The organism is Stenotrophomonas sp. IS26, assembly GCF_054188265.1.
In genome coordinates this window covers 37018-55470 of record NZ_JBSZJV010000013.1, presented here as the reverse complement: position 1 = coordinate 55470, position 18453 = coordinate 37018, and the positions used below count along the sequence as shown (strand labels likewise).

The following is an 18453-nucleotide window of genomic DNA, read 5'->3' as shown; positions in this document are numbered from 1 at the left end:
AAGACGCTCACCCGTTCCATTGCCGTTACTCGTCAAAACGCAGGTGGCGGACCGACTTGCCGTTGCGCCGTATCAGCTTAAGCGCCTCGATACCGATCTGGATATGGTTCTCGACGAACTGTGAGCTGACCTTGGCATCGGAGACCTCGGTCTTCACGCCGTCGGGAATCATCGGCTGGTCGGACACCAACAGCAAGGCCCCGATCGGGATGTGGTTCGCAAAACCGGCCGCGAACAGGGTCGCCGTCTCCATGTCGATGGCCATGCAGCGCATCACCCGCAGCTTCTCCTTGAAGGCCTCGTCGTGCTCCCAGACCCGACGATTGGTGGTGTAGACGGTGCCGGTCCAGTAATCGTGGCCGAGGTCGCGGACCATGGTCGAGACTGCCCGCTGCAGCGCAAAGGCCGGCAGGGCCGGGACTTCCGGCGGCAGGTAGTCGCTGGAAGTGCCCTCGCCGCGGATTGCAGCGATGGGCAGGATCAGGTCGCCCAGCTGGTTTTTGCGCTTGAGCCCACCGCACTTGCCCAGAAACAGCACCGCCTTGGGCATCACCGCCGACAGCAGGTCCATGATGATGGCCGCGTTCGGGCTGCCCATGCCGAAGTTGATCAGGGTGATGTCGTCGCTGGTGACGCTGGCCATCGGCCGGTCAGCGCCCTGGATGGGGGCGCCGGTCAGCTGGGAAAACGTATGCAGGTAGCCACCGAAGTTGGTCAGCAGGATGTGCTGCCCGAACTGCTCCAGGGGCACGCCGGTGTACCGCGGCAGCCAGTTTTCGACGATGTCCTGTTTGGTTTTCATGGGGCTGTTCCGACAAACGACAGGCGACAATTCTGCGAGACCAGCCGGGCGGCGTCGAGCGTTGCCGCTCAATCGGGGTGGTCGATCCCATCGGCCCTGCCCTTGAGGACAAGGCAGGCCAGCAAAAGCACGGCGGCCGGTATGGCAAGCAGCAGGACAAGGGCCGTCGGCGCACCAAAGGCCCAGAGCGAGGCGGCAAAGGATATGGACGATATGCCGACCAACGGAAAGGCGTACTGGATCCGTTTGATCACCAGGTAGCTGGCGGTGGCCGTCAGCAGGGAGAGTGCTGCGAGGAGGATGCGCGCTTCTTTGGGCAGCCCGCTGGGCGACTGCTCGAAGAATCCGGCCACCAGCATGAGGCCGGACGCGAACGCCAGAACGACGAGCAACAGGTAGTAATGCCTGGCGTGCTTGCGATCAAAGCCTTCGGTTACGTTCATCGACACTTCCTTGTGAATGCAGGGTCGCACGGGTGACCTACGCGAGCCGCGCCAGTCCGACCATTCCACGTTGGACGATCGCGGCGCAAGTGGCGATCGCGATCTTGCAGCGGCGGGCAAGAAAAAGGCGGCCAATGGCCGCCTTTTTCCGTTTACCGGTAGCGCTGGGTCAGAACTGCACGGACCAGCGCGCGGTGACGCTGCGGTCGCGGGCGTCATCACCGAAGGTGCCGTTGTAACCCAGTTCCAGCTGGTTGCGCGGGCTCAGCCAGGCCGACAGGCCGAGCTCGGCCACCACGGCGTTGTCGGCGATCGCCGCACCGCTGACAGCAAAGCTGCTGCCGCCCGTCCAGGCCAGATCGGCGACCTGGCTGCGGTCACCGGAGGCACGACGGTAGCCGAGGCCACCGCGGACGTGCAGCCAGCTTTCCTGCTGCCAGGACGTCTTCAGGCCCTTGTCAAAGCGAACACCGGCGGTCGCCACGTTGGTGCGGGTGTCGGCGACCTGGCCGTTCAGTGCCGCAGCGCCGCCCTGTTCGGAGATGCGGTCCACGTCCACTTCAACGCGCGCGAACTGCAGGTACGGCTCCAGGCCAGCTTCGCGCCCACCAAAGCGGTACGCGCCTTCGATGAAGCCCTGGCGGGTGGTGGCGTCGTACGTGGCCGACAGCGCGTCCTGGTAGCCGGCAAACGTCAGCTGACGCTTGCTGTCCACGTCATGACGGGAATAACCCAGACCGGCGCGCAGACCGAACGCCCCCCACTGGTTGCCCACGTAGGCGCCAAAGTGGGTGTTGTCGATCTCCGAACGGGCGCCGCGACCGGCCGCCTGCTTGATGTCGGTCCGGCCGGTACCGACCAGCCCGCCGACCTGCCAACCCCCGCCGAACACATGATCGGCACCGACCAGCAGACCGTTGCTGTTGGAATCGGTGCGCGCGGCATTGGCATCGCCATCGAGCTTGCCGCTGCCGCCGATCGCCTGCACCCACGCCCCGCCACCGGCGGCCTCATCAGCGGCGCCGGGCGAGCGCGCGCCCACGGCACGGCTCAGCGCCGCATCACGCAGGTAGCGGCTGCTTTCCACCAGCGCCATCGGCGTGGCGGCATGGAGCTCACCACTCAGCGCATCCAGTGCCGCACCAACCTGGGCCGGGAACAGCTGGGTCAGCGGCTTGGGCAGGCCCTGGTTGATGGCCAGGCCATCGGCGCTGGTGGCCACGGCGATCTGGTTCGGCGTGACCGCGGCGCTGGACAGTGCGTTGCCGCGGGCGACGTCGATGCGCAGGCCATTGGCGCTGTAGCCCAGACTGAACGTCAGGAACGGCGAGAAGGCCGAGAAGTCGGTCGTGGCGAACTGGCCGTTGATGCCACCGGCGGCCTGCAGGAAGTTGAACTGCTCGCCGAGGTAGTACACGCCGGCTTCCGGCAGGGCCTTCAAGGTGCCATCCAGCGTGGCGGTGCCGGTGACGCGCAGCAGATCGCTGCGGCTGCCCGGGGCCAGCTCGGCCTGGTAGACGCCACTGGCGGTCTGCACATAATCGCCGTTGATGGTCAGCGTGCCGATCGAGTTGCCCGGCGCGATGATGCCCTCGACGCGCGTGCTGCCCAGCGTACCCACGCCCTTCAGCGTGCCCTTTGCGCCGACCACGGTCGAGCCATCCTGCTGCACGCCGTTGAAGGACACGGTGCCGGCGGTGACGAGCAGGTCTGACCCGTCCAGCAGCGCACCGGCATTGACACCAGTGGTGCCGGCCGAGGTCAGCGTACTGTCGACCAGACGGCCATTGAGCACGAAGCTGCCGCCGCTGCCGACGGTGGTGCCGGCGTCCTGCTGCAGGCCATTGAAGGTGACCGAACCACCGGTCACATTGAGTGCCGAACCCTCGAGCACGCCGGTGGTGGAGATCACGCTGCTGCCCCCCAGGCTGTTGAGCGTGGTGGACACCAGGCTGCCGTTGAGCAGGAACTGGCCGCCCTGCACGTCGACCGACCCTGTCAGTGCGTTGGCGCCGTCCAGCTCCAGCATGCCGTCACGCACGATGGCGCCGTTGAAGCGGTTGTCGCCGCTCAGACGCAGCCAGCCGATGCCGGACTTGGTCAGCTTGCCCGGGCCGCCGATGTCATTGGTCCAGTCGTCCCATGCATCGCCTTCCCACACCTTCAGGCCGCCGGCCTTCTGGTTCATGACCACGTCGGTGTCCACGCGCAGCATGCCGTAGCCTTCGATGGCGGTCTTCAGATCGACCATGCCCCAACCGTAGATCGCATCCACGCCCGGCGCGCCCAGATCACGCGCGGTGGTCAACAACACGTCGCGTACCTGCGCGTTGTCCAGGTACGGGAAGCGCTCCATCAGCAGACCAAGCGCACCCGTGATATGGGGTGCCGCCATCGAGGTACCGGTCTTGTAGCCGTAGGTATATTCGGGCGCTTCGCTTTCGATCAAGAAACGCAGGTAGTCCTCGGTCAGCTCCATGCGACCGTTGATCTCGCCGGACACAATGGTGCTGGCGATGTTGGTACCCGGCGCGGACAGGCACCAGTTGGCAGCAGCACCGCAGATGCTGGAACTGGCATCAATGACGTAGTCCGTTTCCCCAACAGTGGGGCGACGGACGTTCGCAACGGCCAGCCAGTACGGCTCGATCTCAGGGTTCCAGCGCGGCAATGCTGCCGTGATGCCGGCCATGCCCCCGGCTGAGTTGCCTGCCGACCATACCTGGATCAGCTTGGAACCCGATGCACCCTCCGTCTCACCATAGATACTGCCGTAAACACCGTAGTCCGCACCGATTGCAGCGTACTGCGTGTCCAGACTGCCTACCGTCGCGTGCCGGGTCGAGATGCCCCAGCTGTGGTTGAGAACGCGCACGCCCTGTGCCTCGGCTTGTGCGTACATGTCCAGTGTCGCCACATCATCCGGGTCCGTGCGATACAGCGCACGTGGCCTGTAGAAGTTGTCCGGGTCAAGGCGCCATTCGTAATACGTATCGCCGAAGACACGGGCTGCCGTCAGGTTGGCACCAAATGCCACACCATGCATTCCGGTGCCATCGCGGTTTGCACCCACGGTCCCCAGCACGTGCGTGCCGTGGTCGGCGTAGCTGAAACCATATGGCTGGCCCGCGGCGATCAGGCGGTCGGCAAGCGCTGGAGGCACGCCGGGCCCCAGGCCGTAGTAGTTGTACCCGGGCTGTTCGCCGCGGGTGCTGCCGCAGGCACCTTCGCCGGCCACGATGCTCGGGTCGGCGCAGCCGCCGTTGCCGATGGTGATGCTGGAGGTGTTGCGCCCGGCGAACTCGTCATGGGCAAGAGCAGAGCCCGAATCGAACACCCCCAGGCGCACGCCCTGACCGGTCAGCCCACGTGCGTAGGCGTAATCGGCCCCCATCGCAGCCAAGCCCCAATCGGCGTTGAATTCATCGCTATGCCAACTTGCCACATCACCCGGCTTGCCCAGGATAGGGCTGGCGGCCTCGGCGCTGACGCGCGGACTGGGAAGGGACATGTTCTGGCCAGGAGCGCCGATCGGTGCGGCGAACATGGCCGCGAGCGAGGTGCTCTGCTGATTGCGGCCTACCGCGGCCTGCTCGGCGCGCTGCTGCTGGTAACGGTCCAGGACATCGCTGGCGGGACTGGCCATGGCCGGGGCGACGATGGCGGCGAAAAGGGTGCCGGTGATGGCCGAGGCCAGCAGGGTCGGCGACAGGCGACGAGAGGCCGCGCGGGACTTCGAGTGCAGAGTCATGAACAGGAAACTTCCTTGATCTGGTTCTAGGTACAGGGTCTGAAACTAGGTGGACACCACCACGTTGCCGCCGGTGCAGGTCGGCCCAACGCTCTCTTTGAGCCTACCCGAAAAGTTCATGAAAAGTTCACAATTGCTTCTCGTAACAGTGCTAGGTCTCATTTGCTAAAACTATGCAAAAGGTCACTTGGCAAAGCACCCGCGTCCCGGATAGCGTCGAAGAATTGTGTCCATGCGGCTTGGGGGAGAACCATGCAGAAGTTGTTGAGCGTCGGCGTTGGCCTGGCATTGATGTCGATCGTGTCCGCGCCGGCGCCCGCCGCGTCGCGTTTCCTCCAGGATCCCTACCCCAGCACCTACGCACCGATCGCCTCGGCGCCGGTGCTGATCAGCAACGCCACGGTGCTCACCGGCACCGGCGTGCGCCTGGACAACGCCGATGTGCTGTTGCGGGGCGGCCGCATCGCAGCGGTCGGCACCGGCCTGAGTGCACCGGCCGATGCGGTCCGCGTCGACGGCCAGGGCAAGTGGGTCACCCCCGGCATCATCGATGTGCACTCGCACCTGGGCGTGTATCCCAGCCCGGGCGTCAGCGCGCACAGCGACGGCAACGAGATGACCGCGCCGGTCACCGCCAATGTCTGGGCCGAACACTCGGTGTGGCCGCAGGACCCCGGCTTTGCCGCGGCACTGGCCGGCGGCGTGACCTCGATGCAGGTGCTGCCCGGCTCGGCCAACCTGGTCGGCGGCCGCGGGGTGACGTTGAAGAACGTCCCCGCAACGACCTACCAGGCCATGAAGTTTCCCGGCGCGCCGTGGGGCCTGAAAATGGCCTGCGGCGAGAACCCCAAGCGCGTCTACGGCGGCAAGGGCACCGCGCCGGGCACGCGCATGGGCAATGTCGCCGGTTACCGCGCGGCCTTCATCGATGCCAGCGAATACATCGCCAAGAACACCCCCAAGCAGCCGAAGAAGAAGCGCTGGTTCAGCGGCGATGACAAGGGCGACAGCGCCGGTGACAGTGGCGGCAAGCGCGATCTCAAACTGGATACGCTGGCCGGCGCCATCCAGGGCGACATCCGCGTGCACATCCATTGCTACCGCGCCGATGAGATGGCCACGATGCTGGATCTCTCCAAGGAATTCGGCTTCAAGATCGCCGCGTTCCACCACGCGGTGGAGGCCTACAAACTGGCCGACCGGCTCGCCGAGGAAGGCGTGTGCGGTGCGCTGTGGGCCGACTGGTGGGGCTTCAAGATGGAAGCGTTCGATGGGATCCAGGACAACATCGCCCTGGTCGACCGACCGGCCAACAGCTGCGCGATCGTGCATTCCGATTCCCCTGAGGGCATCCAGCGCCTGAACCAGGAAGCGGCCAAGGTGATCGCCAACGCACGCCGCGCCGGCATCGAGATCGCCCCGGAGCGCGCCATGATGTGGCTCACCTCCAACGCCGCGCGCTCGCTGGGCGTGGAGAAGCAGACCGGCAGCCTGGAGGCCGGCAAGATGGGGGATGTGGTGGTCTGGAACGGGAGCCCCTTCAGTTCCTACGCGCTGGCCGAAAAGGTCTACGTCGATGGCCATCAGGTCTATGACCGCCAGGACGTGAGGCGGCAGCCGCTGTCGGACTTCATGCTCGGCCAGGAGGCACGCCCATGAGCCGCCGCGTCGCCATGCGCCTGCTTCCGCAGGCTCTGCTGTTGCTCGCCGGTGCCTGCATCGCACCGGCGTTGTTCGCGCAGGATCTGCTGATCCGCAACGCCACCGTGCACACCGCCGCCGCACGCGGCAGCCTGGAACACAGCGATGTGCTGATCCAGGGCGGCGTGATCCGCGCCGTCGGTCCTGGCCTGTCGGCGCCGGCCGGCGTCGCCGTGGTGGAGGCCGCAGGCAAGCCGCTTACCCCGGCGTTGTTCGGCGGCATCACCGACATTGGTATCGAAGAAGTGTCCGGCGAATCGGCCACGGTCGACAGCACGCTCAAACTGGAAGACCAGCCGCTGCGCCCGGAATTCGACGTCACCCTGGCCTTCAATCCGGACTCGGTGCTGATCCCGGTGGCGCGGCTGGATGGCATCGGCTTCACCCTGCTCGGGGCGAACACCGGCGGCGGCTTCATCGCCGGCCAGGGCGGCGTGATGCGGCTGGACGGCAGCGCCGACCCGGTCGGTCCGCAGGCGCTGTTCATCCGCCTCGGTGCGTCCGGCGCAGAGTTGACCGGCACCTCGCGTGCCGGGCAGTGGATGCTGCTGGAACAGATGGTCAGCGAGGCGCGTGGCCGCGTGCCCGCAGACTCTCCGCATGCCCTGCTCACACCTGCCGGACGCGCCACGCTGGCGCGCTACCTGGCCGGCCACGGCCGGATCGTGGTGCAGGTCGACCGCGCGGCCGATATTCGTCAGCTGCTGCGCTGGGCCGCCCGCGAGAAGGTCAAGATCGCGATCGCCGGCGGTGCCGAGGCGTGGCGTCTTGCCCCGCAGCTGGCCCAGGCCGGCGTGCCGGTGTTCGTGGATGGGCTGGGCAATCTGCCTAGCAGCTTCGACCAGCTCGGCGCGACCCTGCAGAACGCGGCGCGACTGAATGCGGCCGGCGTGCCGGTCAGCTTCGCCCAGCGCGATGATGCCTCGCACAACGCGCGCAAGATGCGCCAGCTGGCCGGCAATGCAGTGGCCAACGGGTTGCCCTGGGAGGATGGCCTGGCGGGCCTGACCCGGGTGCCGGCGCAGGCGCTGGGCGTCGGCGACCGGCTTGGCACCATCGAGCCGGGCAAGCTGGCCGATCTGGTGCTGTGGGAAGGCGATCCGCTGGATGTCGGGCATTACGCCGAGCAGGTCTGGCTGGGCGGCCGCGCGATGCCGATGCGGTCGCGCCAGACCGAGCTGCGCGACCGCTACCAGGCGCCGGCGTCGAGCGAACCGCGCGCATACTCGCGCTGAGTCCCTGCACAGGGCCGCTGCCTGCGGCGGCCCTGCATCCGGCGGCACTACCGTCCGCAACGTGAGCACCCGATCATGGCCCTGCGTTGGTATTTCGATTTCGTCTCACCGTTCGCTTACCTGCACTGGCAGCAGCTCAAGGCCCTGCCGCAGTTCAAGAGTATTGTCCCGGTGCCGATCGCCTTCGGCGCGGTGCTGCACCACCTGGGCAATCTGGGCCCGGCCGAGATTCCCGCCAAACGGCTGTTCACCTATCGGCAGGCGCTGTGGCAGGCCCGCAGCGCCGGGGTGACGCTGCGCTTTCCGCCGGGCCACCCGTTCAATCCACTGGCTGCCCTGCGCCTGTGCCTGGCCGCCGGGGCCACTCACGAGACGGTCGACCTCCTGTTCAACTGGATCTGGCGCGACGGCCACGCCGGTGACAGTGCGGCCGCGCTCGCCCTGCCCGGCGCGATGCTGGACATCGCCGATGTTGCCGCGGCGATCAGCGAGCCGTCGGTCAAGGAAGCGCTACGCCGCAATACGGATGCCGCCTTGGCGGCCGGCGTGTTCGGCGTCCCGACGCTGGCGATCGGCAGCGAACTGTTCTGGGGCAACGATGCCCACCCGCTGATGCAGGCGGTGCTGGCCGATCCAGGCCTGCTCGAGACGGGCGAATGGGCGCGGATCCAGCACCTGCCGGTGGCCGTGGAACGCAGCCGTTGAGCCCGGGTCGGCTCCCCGGTCAGGCAAGGCGAGCCGTTTTGCGATAGCGTTCACGTTTCCGAACCTACAACCTGCCGGAGGGGCACAGGATGCGCATCGGAATCGTGGTCGACTCTGCGTGCGATCTGCCGCAGGATTTCATTGAACATCACAACATCGTGCTGCTGCCGATCACCGTCCGCATCGGCGAGGCCGTGCTGGCCGACCATCGCGACGAACAGGCGACACTGAGCTTTCTGCATGCCCATGTGGCCGAGCACGGCGCCGAAGCGGAGACCATTCCGTTCAGCGTCAACCAGATCCGGGACCTGTTCCTGGGCAAGCTGGTGATCGATTACGACCATGTGTTCTGCATGACGATCACCAAGACCCGCAGCCCGATCCACGACAACGCGATGCAGGCCAGCTTCGCGATCCTCAACGACTACAAGCCGGTGCGGCAGGCGGCAGGCTTCAACTCGCCGTTCGCGCTGCGCGTGCTCGATACCCAGAACCTGTTCGCCGCCCAGGGCGTGACCGCGGTGGAAGCGGTGCGCCTGCGCGACAGCGGTGCAAGCGTGCAGCAGATCCGCGAGCGGCTGGAGCTGCTGGCGCACAACGTGCACGGCTACATGATCACCCGTGATCTGTACTACATGCGCGCCCGCGCACGGCACAAGGGCGACCGCAGCGTGGGCCTGATCAGCGCGGCGCTGGGCAGCGCGCTGGACATCAAGCCGGTGCTGCATGGCTACCGCGGCGAGACCGGCCCGGTGGCCAAGATCAAGGGCTTCGACAACGCCGTGCAGAAGCTGTTCGATTTCGTCGGGCAGCGCGTCAAGACAGGCCTGATGACGCCAACGGTGTGCATCAGTTACGGCGGTGAGCTGGCCGACCTGCAGGCCCTGCCCGGTTATACCGCGCTGCGCGAGACGTGCCAGGCGCATGGCGTGGATGTGTTCGAGGCGGTGATGAGCCTGACCGGCATGGTCAACGTGGGCAAGGGCGCGGTGACGATCGGCTTCGCCGACGGCCCACATACCTTCAGCGGCTGAGCGCACTGGTCAGCATCGCAGCGGCCATGCCACGATCCGGGCACGGCCGCTGGTTCTGCACGCGGATTGCACCGCGTCTCTGCCAGCCTTGCCGCATTCAATGGAGGTAACCATGCCAGTTAGTTATGACATCAGCCTGCCGGACCCGGCCAAGGCACGCGGCAACGATCCGGACTTGTCCTTCCACGCCCAAGGCGCGGCAGGGTTGGCCGAGGAACTTCAGACTGCCCTGCGTACCACGGGGCTGTTCGACCGCTGGCGCGCCAAGCAGGACGATCCCGACGCGGTCGACCCGCAGTGGGGCGCGACCGATCCGGCCGCTACCGTGACCGGCGCGCAGGATGATCTGCGGATCAACCTCTGCGCCACCACCAGCATCGACAGCGACGTGTTCAAGCAGCGCCTGCGCATGCTGGCCGGCAGTCACTGGGAACTGCGCAACGTACGTTGAGCCATGTTGCCCGCCCCGCTGGCAGCCGACGCGCTGCCAGCGAGCGCCGCGCCGGCATCGCCATCGTCCCACCCACCGCCCAGCGCGCGATACAGATCCACCCGGGCGATCGCGGCCGCCGCCTGGCTGCCGGCCAGCGCCGCCTGGTTGTCCAGCGCAATGCGCTGGGTGGTCAGCACGTCCAGCATGTCGATCACACCGGCCTGGTACTGACGACGCGCAGCGACCAAGGCACGATCACTTTCCTCCACCGCCACCTGCAGCGCCTGCCCGCGTCGCTGCTCCGCGCTGTACCCGTCCATCGCATCGTCCACATCGTGCCACGCCTGCAGCACCGTCTTCTGGAACTGCAGCGCGGCCTGGCGTTGCTGCAACCGGCTCAGAGCGAGGTTCGCTTTCAACCTGCCGCCCTGGAAGATCGGCAGACTGATCGCCGGACCGATGCTGAAACGATGGGCGTTCCAGCCGTCCAGGTCGTCGAGCTGTTTGGCCTGGAAGCCGGCATCGCCAGTGAGGGTGATGCGCGGCAGGAAGTTGGCCTTGGCCACACCGATGCCAGCCGTCGCCGCGTGCAGGGCCGCTTCGGCGCGGCGGATGTCCGGGCGGCGCTCGACCAGGTCGCTGGGCAGGCCAGCCGCCATGCCGGGCAATGCCGGCCAATCGCGCCGTGCGTTTTCCAGCTGTGCGTCCAGCGCCTGCGGTGAGCGCCCCAGCAGCAGGGCCAGTGCATTGCGCAGCTGCGATTGCCGATGCTGCAATGGCGCCACCCGCGCCTCCAGCGCTGCCACCTGTGCGGCCGCACTGGCCACCTGCAAGGTGGTCGCCACGCCCTGCTGCTGGCGGGCCAGGGTCAGCCGCTGCACGTCACGGGCGATGTGCAGGTTGTCCTCGGTGATCGCCAGCAGCTGACGCGTCGCGCGCAGCTGCAGATAGGTACCGGCGGTTTCGGCCATCACCGCGGTCTGCACCGCGTGCCAGTCTTCGTTGGCCATCTGCACGCGGGCATCGGCGATCTCCACCTGGCGCCGCACACGACCCCAGAGATCCAGCTCCCAGCTCAGGCCGATACCGGCCTGGAACAGCCCGTAGACTTCGCGCCCGGCATTGCCGGACGGATCGTTCAACCCCACTTCGCTGTTGCGCGCACGGGTGGCCCCGACCGTCGCGCCGACGGCCGGGGCGCGGTCGGCGGCACTGATTCCGCGCAGCGCGCGGCTCTGCGCGACGCGGTTGGCGGCCAGCTGCACATCCAGATTGGCCTGCATGGCCTGGCTCGCCAGTGCCGCCAGCAGCGGATCCTCGAAGCCGTTCCACCACGCCGCGTCATCAGCGAAGGCCGCCGAGGTGATCACGCTGCCCTCCCACTGCGCTGGCAGGTTGACCTCGGGCCGCACGAAATCCGGGCCGAGGGTGCAGGCGGCCAGTGCGGTGCACAGCGCGCTGCCCGCCATCAGGCGCAACGTCTGCCGCATCATCATGCGCCCTCCCCCGGCAGCCCACGCGCGCCGCTGTCCAGATCCACGCGCGCCTCCACCGACATGCCGGCGCGCAGCTTGCCGGCCAGCGGTTGGCCTTCGTCGAGCACGATCTTCACGGGTATCCGCTGCACCACCTTGGTGAAGTTGCCGGTGGCGTTCTCCGGCGCGATCGCAGCGAAGGTCACCCCGGTGGCCGGGGCGATGCTGTCGATCCGGCCGTGCAGCGGCTGGCCGGGGAACACATCCACCTGCACGTCTACGCGCTGTCCAGCGTGCATGCGCGTCATCTGCGTTTCCTGGAAGTTGGCGACGACGAATGCCTGCTGCAGCGGCACCACCGCGAGCACCGGCGTGCCCGGGGTGAGGTAAGCGCCCACGCGCACCGCGCGGCGGCCGACCATGCCATCGATCGGCGCACGCAGCTCGGTATGCGACAGATCCAGTTCGGCACGGGCCTGTGCGGCGTCGGCCCGCTGCACGGCGGCCTGCGCGGACTGCACGCTGGCGGTCAGCAGCGCGGTGCGTTGACGCGCATTGAGCACGGCGGCCGTGCCCTGCTGCAGATGCGCGCTGGCCACCGCCTGGCGCGACTGCGCCTGCTGTGCGTTCTGCACGGTGCCGGCACCGTCGCTGGCCAGCGCGTGATAGCGGCGCTGATCGGCCTGGGCGAGGCTGAGCTCGGCGCGGCTGACGTCCACACTGGCCTGGGCCTGATCGATCACCGAACCCTGCTGCGCCAGCGCGGCCTGCGCATTGGCCAGTTGCGCCCGTGCATTGGCCAGATCGGCACGCGCGGCCGCCAGCGCTACCTGATAGTCGCGGTCATCGATGCGCGCGAGCACATCGCCGGCCTTGACCGTCTGGTTGTCCTGCACGCAGACCTCGCTGACGAAGCCCGCGATCTTCGGCGCGACCACGGTGAAGTCCGCGGTGACATAGGCGTTGTTGGTGGATTGATGGCGGCCATCGTGCAGCAGCCACCCGGCGCCACCGGCGAGCAGCAGCAGGCCGGCAGCGATGACGAAGGGAACGGAGTTGCGATGCAGGGACACAGGGGAATTCCTTGAATTCAAGCCACGGGACGTGGCGGATACATGCGTGTGGGCAGCCACGGAATCAGCGCGATCAGCGCCACCGCCACCCACGCGACGAGGAGATAGAGATCGGCCGAGGTCAGCGCGACCACCTGCGCATGCAGGCGTGCGCCCAGCCCTGGCACAGTGGTGACATCAAGCCAGGTCGCGTTGCCGATCCGGTCAACCAGCGCGGTCGAGTGCAGATGGCTGCGCGCGGTGGTGACCGCCTCGAGCAGGCCACCGGCGAGCACCGCGGCGAAGCCTTTGACGGTGTTGAACCACGCTGAGGCGAAGGGGCCATCGGTCGGCGCCAGGCTGCCGGTGGCGAGCATCAGCAGCGGCAGCACCGCCATCGGCTGGGCGATGACCTGGATCACCTGCAGCCACACGAAGTTGTCGCGGTGCCAATCGGTGGTCAGCTGCGCACCCAGGCCACAGGCCAACGCCAGCAGGCCCAGGCCGACCGCCTGCACCCAGCGGCTGTCCACCCGGCGCTGGTTGAGCAGGGTCGCCACCAGCGGCAGCGCGATCAGCTGCGGCAAAGCGACCCACAGCAGCATCGGCGCGGTCTGCAGCGGCCGGTAGCCCTGCACCTTGGCCAGGAAGCTGGAGGGAATCATGATCACCGCCAACAGCACGAACAGCACGCCACCCAGCGTGATCAGCGCGTAGCTCAGATTGCGGTTGGCCAGCAGCTGCAGCTTGAAGAACGGCAGCGGGTGCGACCATTCGTTGTAGAAGAACAGCGCCAACAGGCCGGTACCACCGCCGAGCAGCAGGCAGATCAACGGCGAGGCGAACCAGTCCAGGCGCGGCCCCTGCACCAGGCCGATCACCAGCATCACCAGCGCAGGGAACCCGAGCGCCAGGCCGACCCCGTTGAACTGCGCGAAACGCTCCCACCGCAGCGGGTCCTGCGGCAGGCCCCAGGCCACCATGCCCAGCGCGGCCACACACCACGGCACGATCTGCCAGAACGCCCAGTGCCACCCCACGTAGTCCACCCACAGCGCGGCCATCGGTGTGCCCAGGCTCGGCCCGAACGTGGCCGTCAGCGCATAGCCGGCCAGGCCGTACAACTTGATGCCCGGCGGCAGGAAGCGCAGCGCCACGCTCATCAGCAGCGGTGGCAGCGCGCCGCCCGCCAGCCCCTGCAGCGCGCGCAGGATCAGCAACGAGGGCAGATCCGGTGCGAACGGACACAGCACGCCCAGCACCATGAAGGCGCCGATCATCACCAGTGCGAAGCGGCGCAGCGAAAAGGTCACCGCACACCACGGCGCAAACGCCATCGCGCTGACCGACATCGCCGTGTACAGCGCGATGATCCAGCTGCCGTCATCGACACTGAACCCCATCGCGCCCCGGATGTCGGCCAGCGCGACCTTGGTGACGTTTTCGTTGATACCGGAGATCAGTACAGCCAGCAGCACGCCGCACAGGCCCACGGCCAGACGCAGGCCGAACACCGCCTGCGCAGGCGGTGCAGCTGGCACGGCAGTTGCTGCCGGCAACGGGGCGGCAACAGCAGTCATCGAACACCACCCGGGTATCGGGGATGCAGCGGGAACAACACGGACATGGGGCCACTCCACGACGGGGAGCGGCAGTCTAGGCAGCGCCGATGCTGCGAAAAATGCTGCGCCGGCCATCGCTGGCGTGCATCCCACGCACGCCTCACCGGTTGCCGTGCAGGCGGCCGTGGCCGCAGTGCGTCAGGCCTGCGTGGACTCCGCGTCGCACGTCGCCTTGATGCTGCGACGCAGCCAGCGATGCGCCAGATCGCTGTCCAGGCGGGGATGCCATGCCTGCACGACAATCGCGCTGCGGACCGGAATCGGCAGTTCGAACAGGCGCAGCGGCACCCCGAGGCGTTCCAGCCGGCCCAGCATCACGCTGGGCATCTGCGGCAGGATCAGGTCCGAATCGGCCGCGGCGAAGATCGCCGAGTGGAAGGTCGGCATGATCTGCGCGACGCGCCGGGTCAGCCCCAGTGCTTCCAGGTCCTCATCGATCGGGCCATACCAGCGGCCACGGCGCGATACGGCGATGTGGTCGAAGGCCACGAAGCGCTCGGCAGTGATCTCCCCGGCAAAGATCGGGTGGCCCTCATGGGCGGCACCGAAAAACGAGGTACTGAACAGGTTCTGCACCTTGGTATCGGCGCTCAGCTTGCTGACAGCACTGATGTGCAGATCGATCCGGCCCTGCGCCATCGCATCGTCGTCCCCATCGCCCTCGGGCACGAACCGCAGCACCGAACACGGCGCCTGCGCCTTGAACAGCTCGCGCATGCGGCCCCCATAAGTGCCGACAAACACATCGTTGGCGCGGATGCTGAAGGTGCGCTCCAGCGTCAGCATGTCGACCTCGCGGCCGGCGTTGAAGACCAGGTGGGCCTGCTCGATCACCCCGCGCACCTGCTCACGCAGCTGCAGCGCGCGCGGGGTCGGGGCCAGGCCACGGCCGGCGCGGACCAGCACCGGATCGCCGATCGCCTCGCGGATGCGGCCCAGAGTACGGCTCATCGCCGGGGCACTGAGGTTCATCCGCCGCGCCGCGCCCACGACGCTGCCCTCCTCGATCAGGGCATCCAGGGCAATGAGCAGGTTCAGATCGGGCATGGTCACGGCAGTATCACCTTCAACGTGTGGCGGTGACTTTACTGCAATCCAAAACCCGGATTGGTGCGCCAAACGCACGGCTCCGCTGCGGCGCACGGCATGGGTCCAGCGCCGACGGTGCGCCACCCTAGCGCCCCCTCTGCCGAGAATGCCGATGTTCACCAAGATCCTCGTCGCCCTGGATGGCGGCCCACAGCACGCCCAGGTACTGGCCCTGGCCGGGTCGCTGGCAGGGCCTTCCACCCGGTTGCACCTGCTGTGCGTGCTGGACCCCGCCTTCGCGCTGGCCGATGACGCGCCGCGCGCCGACCATGCCGAATATCCGGCCGCCGATGACCAGGTCCACCAGGCGCAGCGCCTGCTTGCCACCGCCCTGAACAGCCTGCGCGAGCGCGGTATCGACGGCATCGGCCACCACCCGGCCGGCGAGCCGGCGCAGGTGATCTGCGACCATGCCCGCCAGCACGGCTGCGACCTGATCGTCATCGGCCATCGCCACCTGTCGCGGCTGGAACGCCTGCTGGACCGCTCTGTCGGGCAATGGACGGCGGACCATGCGCCCTGCCCGGTGCTGGTGGAAGTGCGCGGTGGCGATGCCTGAGCGAACCCCGGCGTGCGGTCAACCATCGGCCGCGGCCGTGCCCTGGCCCGGCGGCGGGCGCTGATCGCGCTCAGCCCGGTTCGCCGCCCGCGTCCACCCGATTGCGCCCGCCCCGCTTGGCGGCGTACAGCGCGGCATCCGCCGCCGCCAGCAGCTCGGCAGGATCAGCTTCCAACACCCTCGGCACGGTCCCGACGCCGATGCTGATCGTCACCGGTCGTCCCGGCTCAGCCGATGGCAACTGCAGCTGCTCCACCGCATGGCGCATGCGCTCGGCGAGTGCAGGGGCGCCCTCCAGCGGCGTCGATGCCACCACCACGGCGAATTCCTCACCGCCATAACGGGCAACCAGATCCGTGCTGCGCACCGCGCACCCCGCCAACGTTGCAGCGACCAGGCGCAGGCACTGATCGCCGGCCGGGTGCCCGAAGCGGTCGTTGAACGCCTTGAAGCAGTCGATATCGACCATCAGCAGCGCAATGCCCTGCCCGCTTCGCCGCGCCCGCTCCCACGCGTCACGCAGACTCTGGTCGAACTGGCGTCGGTTGGCCAGGCCGGTGAGGCTGTCGATCCGCGACAGCGCATCGAGCTGGTCCTGCCGCGCGAACGAACGCATCTGCATCAACACGCTGCGCAGGCCCGACCCCACGGTGGCCAATGCAAACCCGGCCACGGCCAGATAGGGATGCTCGCGGACCATCAATGCCGACACCACCATCAACGACAGTGCCAGGATCAATGGGCTCCCGGCGCGAACGGCCATCACCAGCGCGCGCGGCACACGCACTTCACTGCCTCGGGAAGGCCGCAGCGCCATGATCGCCAGCAACAGGAACGGCACATCGATCAGCAGATCGCCCAAGCCGCCGTAGCTGTCCTCGGTCTCGACATGGTTGATGTACGCGGCAACGCCCAGGTACACCCAGGCGAACACGCACAACGTGCGGAAGAACACGCGCCGCGAGGGATCTTCGCTCGCCCGCCAGCGCAGCAGTGCAAAGCCGGCGATGAAGATGTTCTCCACATCGAACATCAGCCGCAGGTGTGCGATCCCGTCCTCGCCCGCATCGCTGAGCGTGGCGAACGAGAAGGTGTAGACAAAGAACAGGTAGCCCAGCAGCAGCGCGAGCAGCGCATCGATCAGACTGAGATACCACGGCTCCTGCCGGGGATGGGCCATCGCGAACGTGAGCGGCACGCCGTACAGCACATACAGCAGCATGCTCAGCCCCGGCGTCGCATCGGCATTGCCGCGCCCGACCTCCTGATACATGTTCAGCACCATGCCGGCCGCCCACAACCCCATGCCCAGCGCCATCGCGACCCAGCCGACGATCGACGCGCTGCGGCGCCCCCGCCACACACAGGCCAGCCCTGCCAGCAGGGGCGCCCCGATCAGGAACGCATAGGACACCGGCAGCGCATGCGCGGGCAGCAGCACCAGCGCGATGCCATGGCACAGCAGGTACAGCACCGACAGCCAGACCACCATGCGGCGTCCCATTCCGATGCGGCGTTGCGACCAACATACAAGGTTGCCCGGCACCTGGGGATCAATTCATCCCGCGTTGACGGCGTGCGCGCGGCAGGGCGCCGGGCAGCGGCGGCTATTCTTCCTCGAGCTGCTGGAAACGTTCCGCCAGGAAATCGATCAGCGCGCGTACGGAGGGCAGCAGTCCGCGCCGTGAGGGGAACACCGCATGGATGATCTCCCGCCGTGGCGCCCACGCGGGCAGCACATGCACCAGCGTGCCTGCGGCGATCTGGTCGCACACCATCATCCGCGGCAGCTGCACCACGCCCACGCCCGCCACCGCGGCTGCGCGCAGGGTCAGCATGCCGCGGGTGACCAGACGCGGCCGATGGTGGATGTCCGCGCGCGTGCCGTCCGGGCCGAACAGATTCCAGACGTGCTCGTTCTGCGGCAGGCCCAGCTCCATGCTCGGCAACGCAGCGAGATCGGCCGGCACCTGCGGCAGGCCCAGCCGCGCGATCAACGCCGGGCTGGCGACCAGGCACTGGCTGCGCTCGGCCAGCACCCGCATCACCAGCTCGGTGTCCTGCAATGGCGGTGGCCGCACCCGGATCGCGATATCGATGCCCTCGGCAATCAGATCGACCCGGCGGTTGGTGGCATCCAGCTGTATCTCCACCCCTGGGCATTGCGCCAGGAAGGCCGCGATCATCTCGCCGACACGCGTGTCCAGCAGCGCGACCGGGCAGGCCACCCGGACAATGCCGCGCGGCTCGCTGCGGGTGAGTTCGATCGCTTCCTGGGCAGCTTCGGCTTCCACCAGCATCGCCTTGCAGTGCGCGTAGAACGTCTGGCCGACCTCGGTAACCGAGAAGTGCCGCGTCGAACGCTGGATCAAGCGCACCCCCAGCCGCGCTTCGAGCAGCGCCACCCGGCGGCTGAGTTTCGACTTGGGCACGCCCAGCGCCCGCCCCGCCGGCGCGAAACCGCCGTGATCGACCACCTGGGCGAAATAGTAGAGGTCATTGAGATCCTGCACAGCCGCCACCAGCGTTCACCAGATAGGACTATGAGGATA

The 18453-nt window shown here is 67.7% G+C and carries 15 protein-coding genes; 6 read left to right on the top strand and 9 right to left on the bottom strand.

Annotated features, from left to right (window positions below):
* Nucleotides 1-25: 25 nt before the first annotated feature.
* The 3 genes from ACW6W5_RS12575 to ACW6W5_RS12565 all read right to left on the bottom strand — a co-directional run bounded on the left by ACW6W5_RS12575 (nt 26) and on the right by ACW6W5_RS12565 (nt 4756).
* The gene (locus tag ACW6W5_RS12575; protein WP_088432404.1) at nt 26-802 is read right to left on the bottom strand and encodes an AMP nucleosidase; all 777 of its coding nucleotides are present in this window, start codon (nt 800-802) and stop codon (nt 26-28) included.
* A 68-nt stretch (nt 803-870) separates the two neighbouring features.
* Nucleotides 871-1245: a hypothetical protein gene (locus tag ACW6W5_RS12570; RefSeq protein ID WP_121039711.1), complete on the bottom strand. Its 375-nt coding sequence runs from the start codon at nt 1243-1245 to the stop codon at nt 871-873.
* 169 nt (nt 1246-1414) lie between these two features.
* Nucleotides 1415-4756 carry an autotransporter domain-containing protein gene (locus tag ACW6W5_RS12565; protein ID WP_428999826.1) on the bottom strand — a complete coding sequence of 1114 codons (3342 nt, stop codon included), beginning with the start codon at nt 4754-4756 and terminating at the stop codon, nt 1415-1417.
* Nucleotides 4757-5248: 492 nt separating this feature from the next.
* On the opposite strand from ACW6W5_RS12565, the gene ACW6W5_RS12560 reads away from it, so the two are divergent.
* From ACW6W5_RS12560 to ACW6W5_RS12540, 5 genes are all read left to right on the top strand, one after another.
* A complete protein-coding gene (locus ACW6W5_RS12560; RefSeq protein WP_121039717.1) occupies nt 5249-6655 on the top strand; it encodes an amidohydrolase in 1407 nt (468 codons plus the stop codon).
* A gap of 14 nt (nt 6656-6669) precedes the next feature.
* On the top strand, nt 6670-7932 hold the full coding sequence (locus tag ACW6W5_RS12555; protein WP_428999827.1) for an amidohydrolase family protein: 1263 nt from the start codon (nt 6670-6672) through the stop codon (nt 7930-7932).
* A gap of 72 nt (nt 7933-8004) precedes the next feature.
* A complete protein-coding gene (locus tag ACW6W5_RS12550) occupies nt 8005-8637 on the top strand; it encodes a 2-hydroxychromene-2-carboxylate isomerase (protein WP_121039723.1) in 633 nt (210 codons plus the stop codon).
* Between the two features lie 89 nt (nt 8638-8726).
* A complete protein-coding gene (locus ACW6W5_RS12545) occupies nt 8727-9671 on the top strand; it encodes a DegV family protein (RefSeq protein ID WP_152152208.1) in 945 nt (314 codons plus the stop codon).
* Nucleotides 9672-9783: 112 nt separating this feature from the next.
* On the top strand, nt 9784-10122 hold the full coding sequence (locus ACW6W5_RS12540) for a hypothetical protein (RefSeq protein WP_152152210.1): 339 nt from the start codon (nt 9784-9786) through the stop codon (nt 10120-10122).
* On the opposite strand, the gene ACW6W5_RS12535 is transcribed toward ACW6W5_RS12540, so the two are convergent.
* The 4 genes from ACW6W5_RS12535 to ACW6W5_RS12520 form a co-directional block, all read right to left on the bottom strand.
* Nucleotides 10095-11597: an efflux transporter outer membrane subunit gene (locus ACW6W5_RS12535; protein ID WP_428999828.1), complete on the bottom strand. Its 1503-nt coding sequence runs from the start codon at nt 11595-11597 to the stop codon at nt 10095-10097. The genes ACW6W5_RS12540 and ACW6W5_RS12535 overlap by 28 nt on opposite strands.
* A complete protein-coding gene (locus ACW6W5_RS12530; protein WP_121039735.1) occupies nt 11597-12652 on the bottom strand; it encodes an HlyD family secretion protein in 1056 nt (351 codons plus the stop codon). The genes ACW6W5_RS12535 and ACW6W5_RS12530 overlap by 1 nt, the downstream gene beginning before the upstream one ends.
* A gap of 17 nt (nt 12653-12669) precedes the next feature.
* A complete protein-coding gene (locus ACW6W5_RS12525) occupies nt 12670-14211 on the bottom strand; it encodes an MFS transporter (RefSeq protein WP_121039738.1) in 1542 nt (513 codons plus the stop codon).
* 180 nt (nt 14212-14391) lie between these two features.
* Nucleotides 14392-15306 (bottom strand): LysR family transcriptional regulator, encoded by a 915-nt coding sequence (locus tag ACW6W5_RS12520; RefSeq protein WP_152152212.1) that lies wholly within the window; start codon nt 15304-15306, stop codon nt 14392-14394.
* 148 nt (nt 15307-15454) lie between these two features.
* Here ACW6W5_RS12520 and ACW6W5_RS12515 point away from each other — a divergent pair, with 148 nt between their 5' ends.
* Nucleotides 15455-15901, top strand: coding sequence for a universal stress protein (locus ACW6W5_RS12515; protein ID WP_152152214.1), 447 nt, complete (start codon nt 15455-15457; stop codon nt 15899-15901).
* A 70-nt stretch (nt 15902-15971) separates the two neighbouring features.
* Here ACW6W5_RS12515 and ACW6W5_RS12510 read toward each other — a convergent pair whose 3' ends face one another.
* Together ACW6W5_RS12510 and ACW6W5_RS12505 are read right to left on the bottom strand one after the other, a co-directional pair.
* A complete protein-coding gene (locus ACW6W5_RS12510; protein ID WP_121039747.1) occupies nt 15972-17393 on the bottom strand; it encodes a GGDEF domain-containing protein in 1422 nt (473 codons plus the stop codon).
* A 115-nt stretch (nt 17394-17508) separates the two neighbouring features.
* Nucleotides 17509-18414 carry a LysR family transcriptional regulator gene (locus tag ACW6W5_RS12505; protein WP_152152322.1) on the bottom strand — a complete coding sequence of 302 codons (906 nt, stop codon included), beginning with the start codon at nt 18412-18414 and terminating at the stop codon, nt 17509-17511.
* Nucleotides 18415-18453 lie beyond the last annotated feature (39 nt).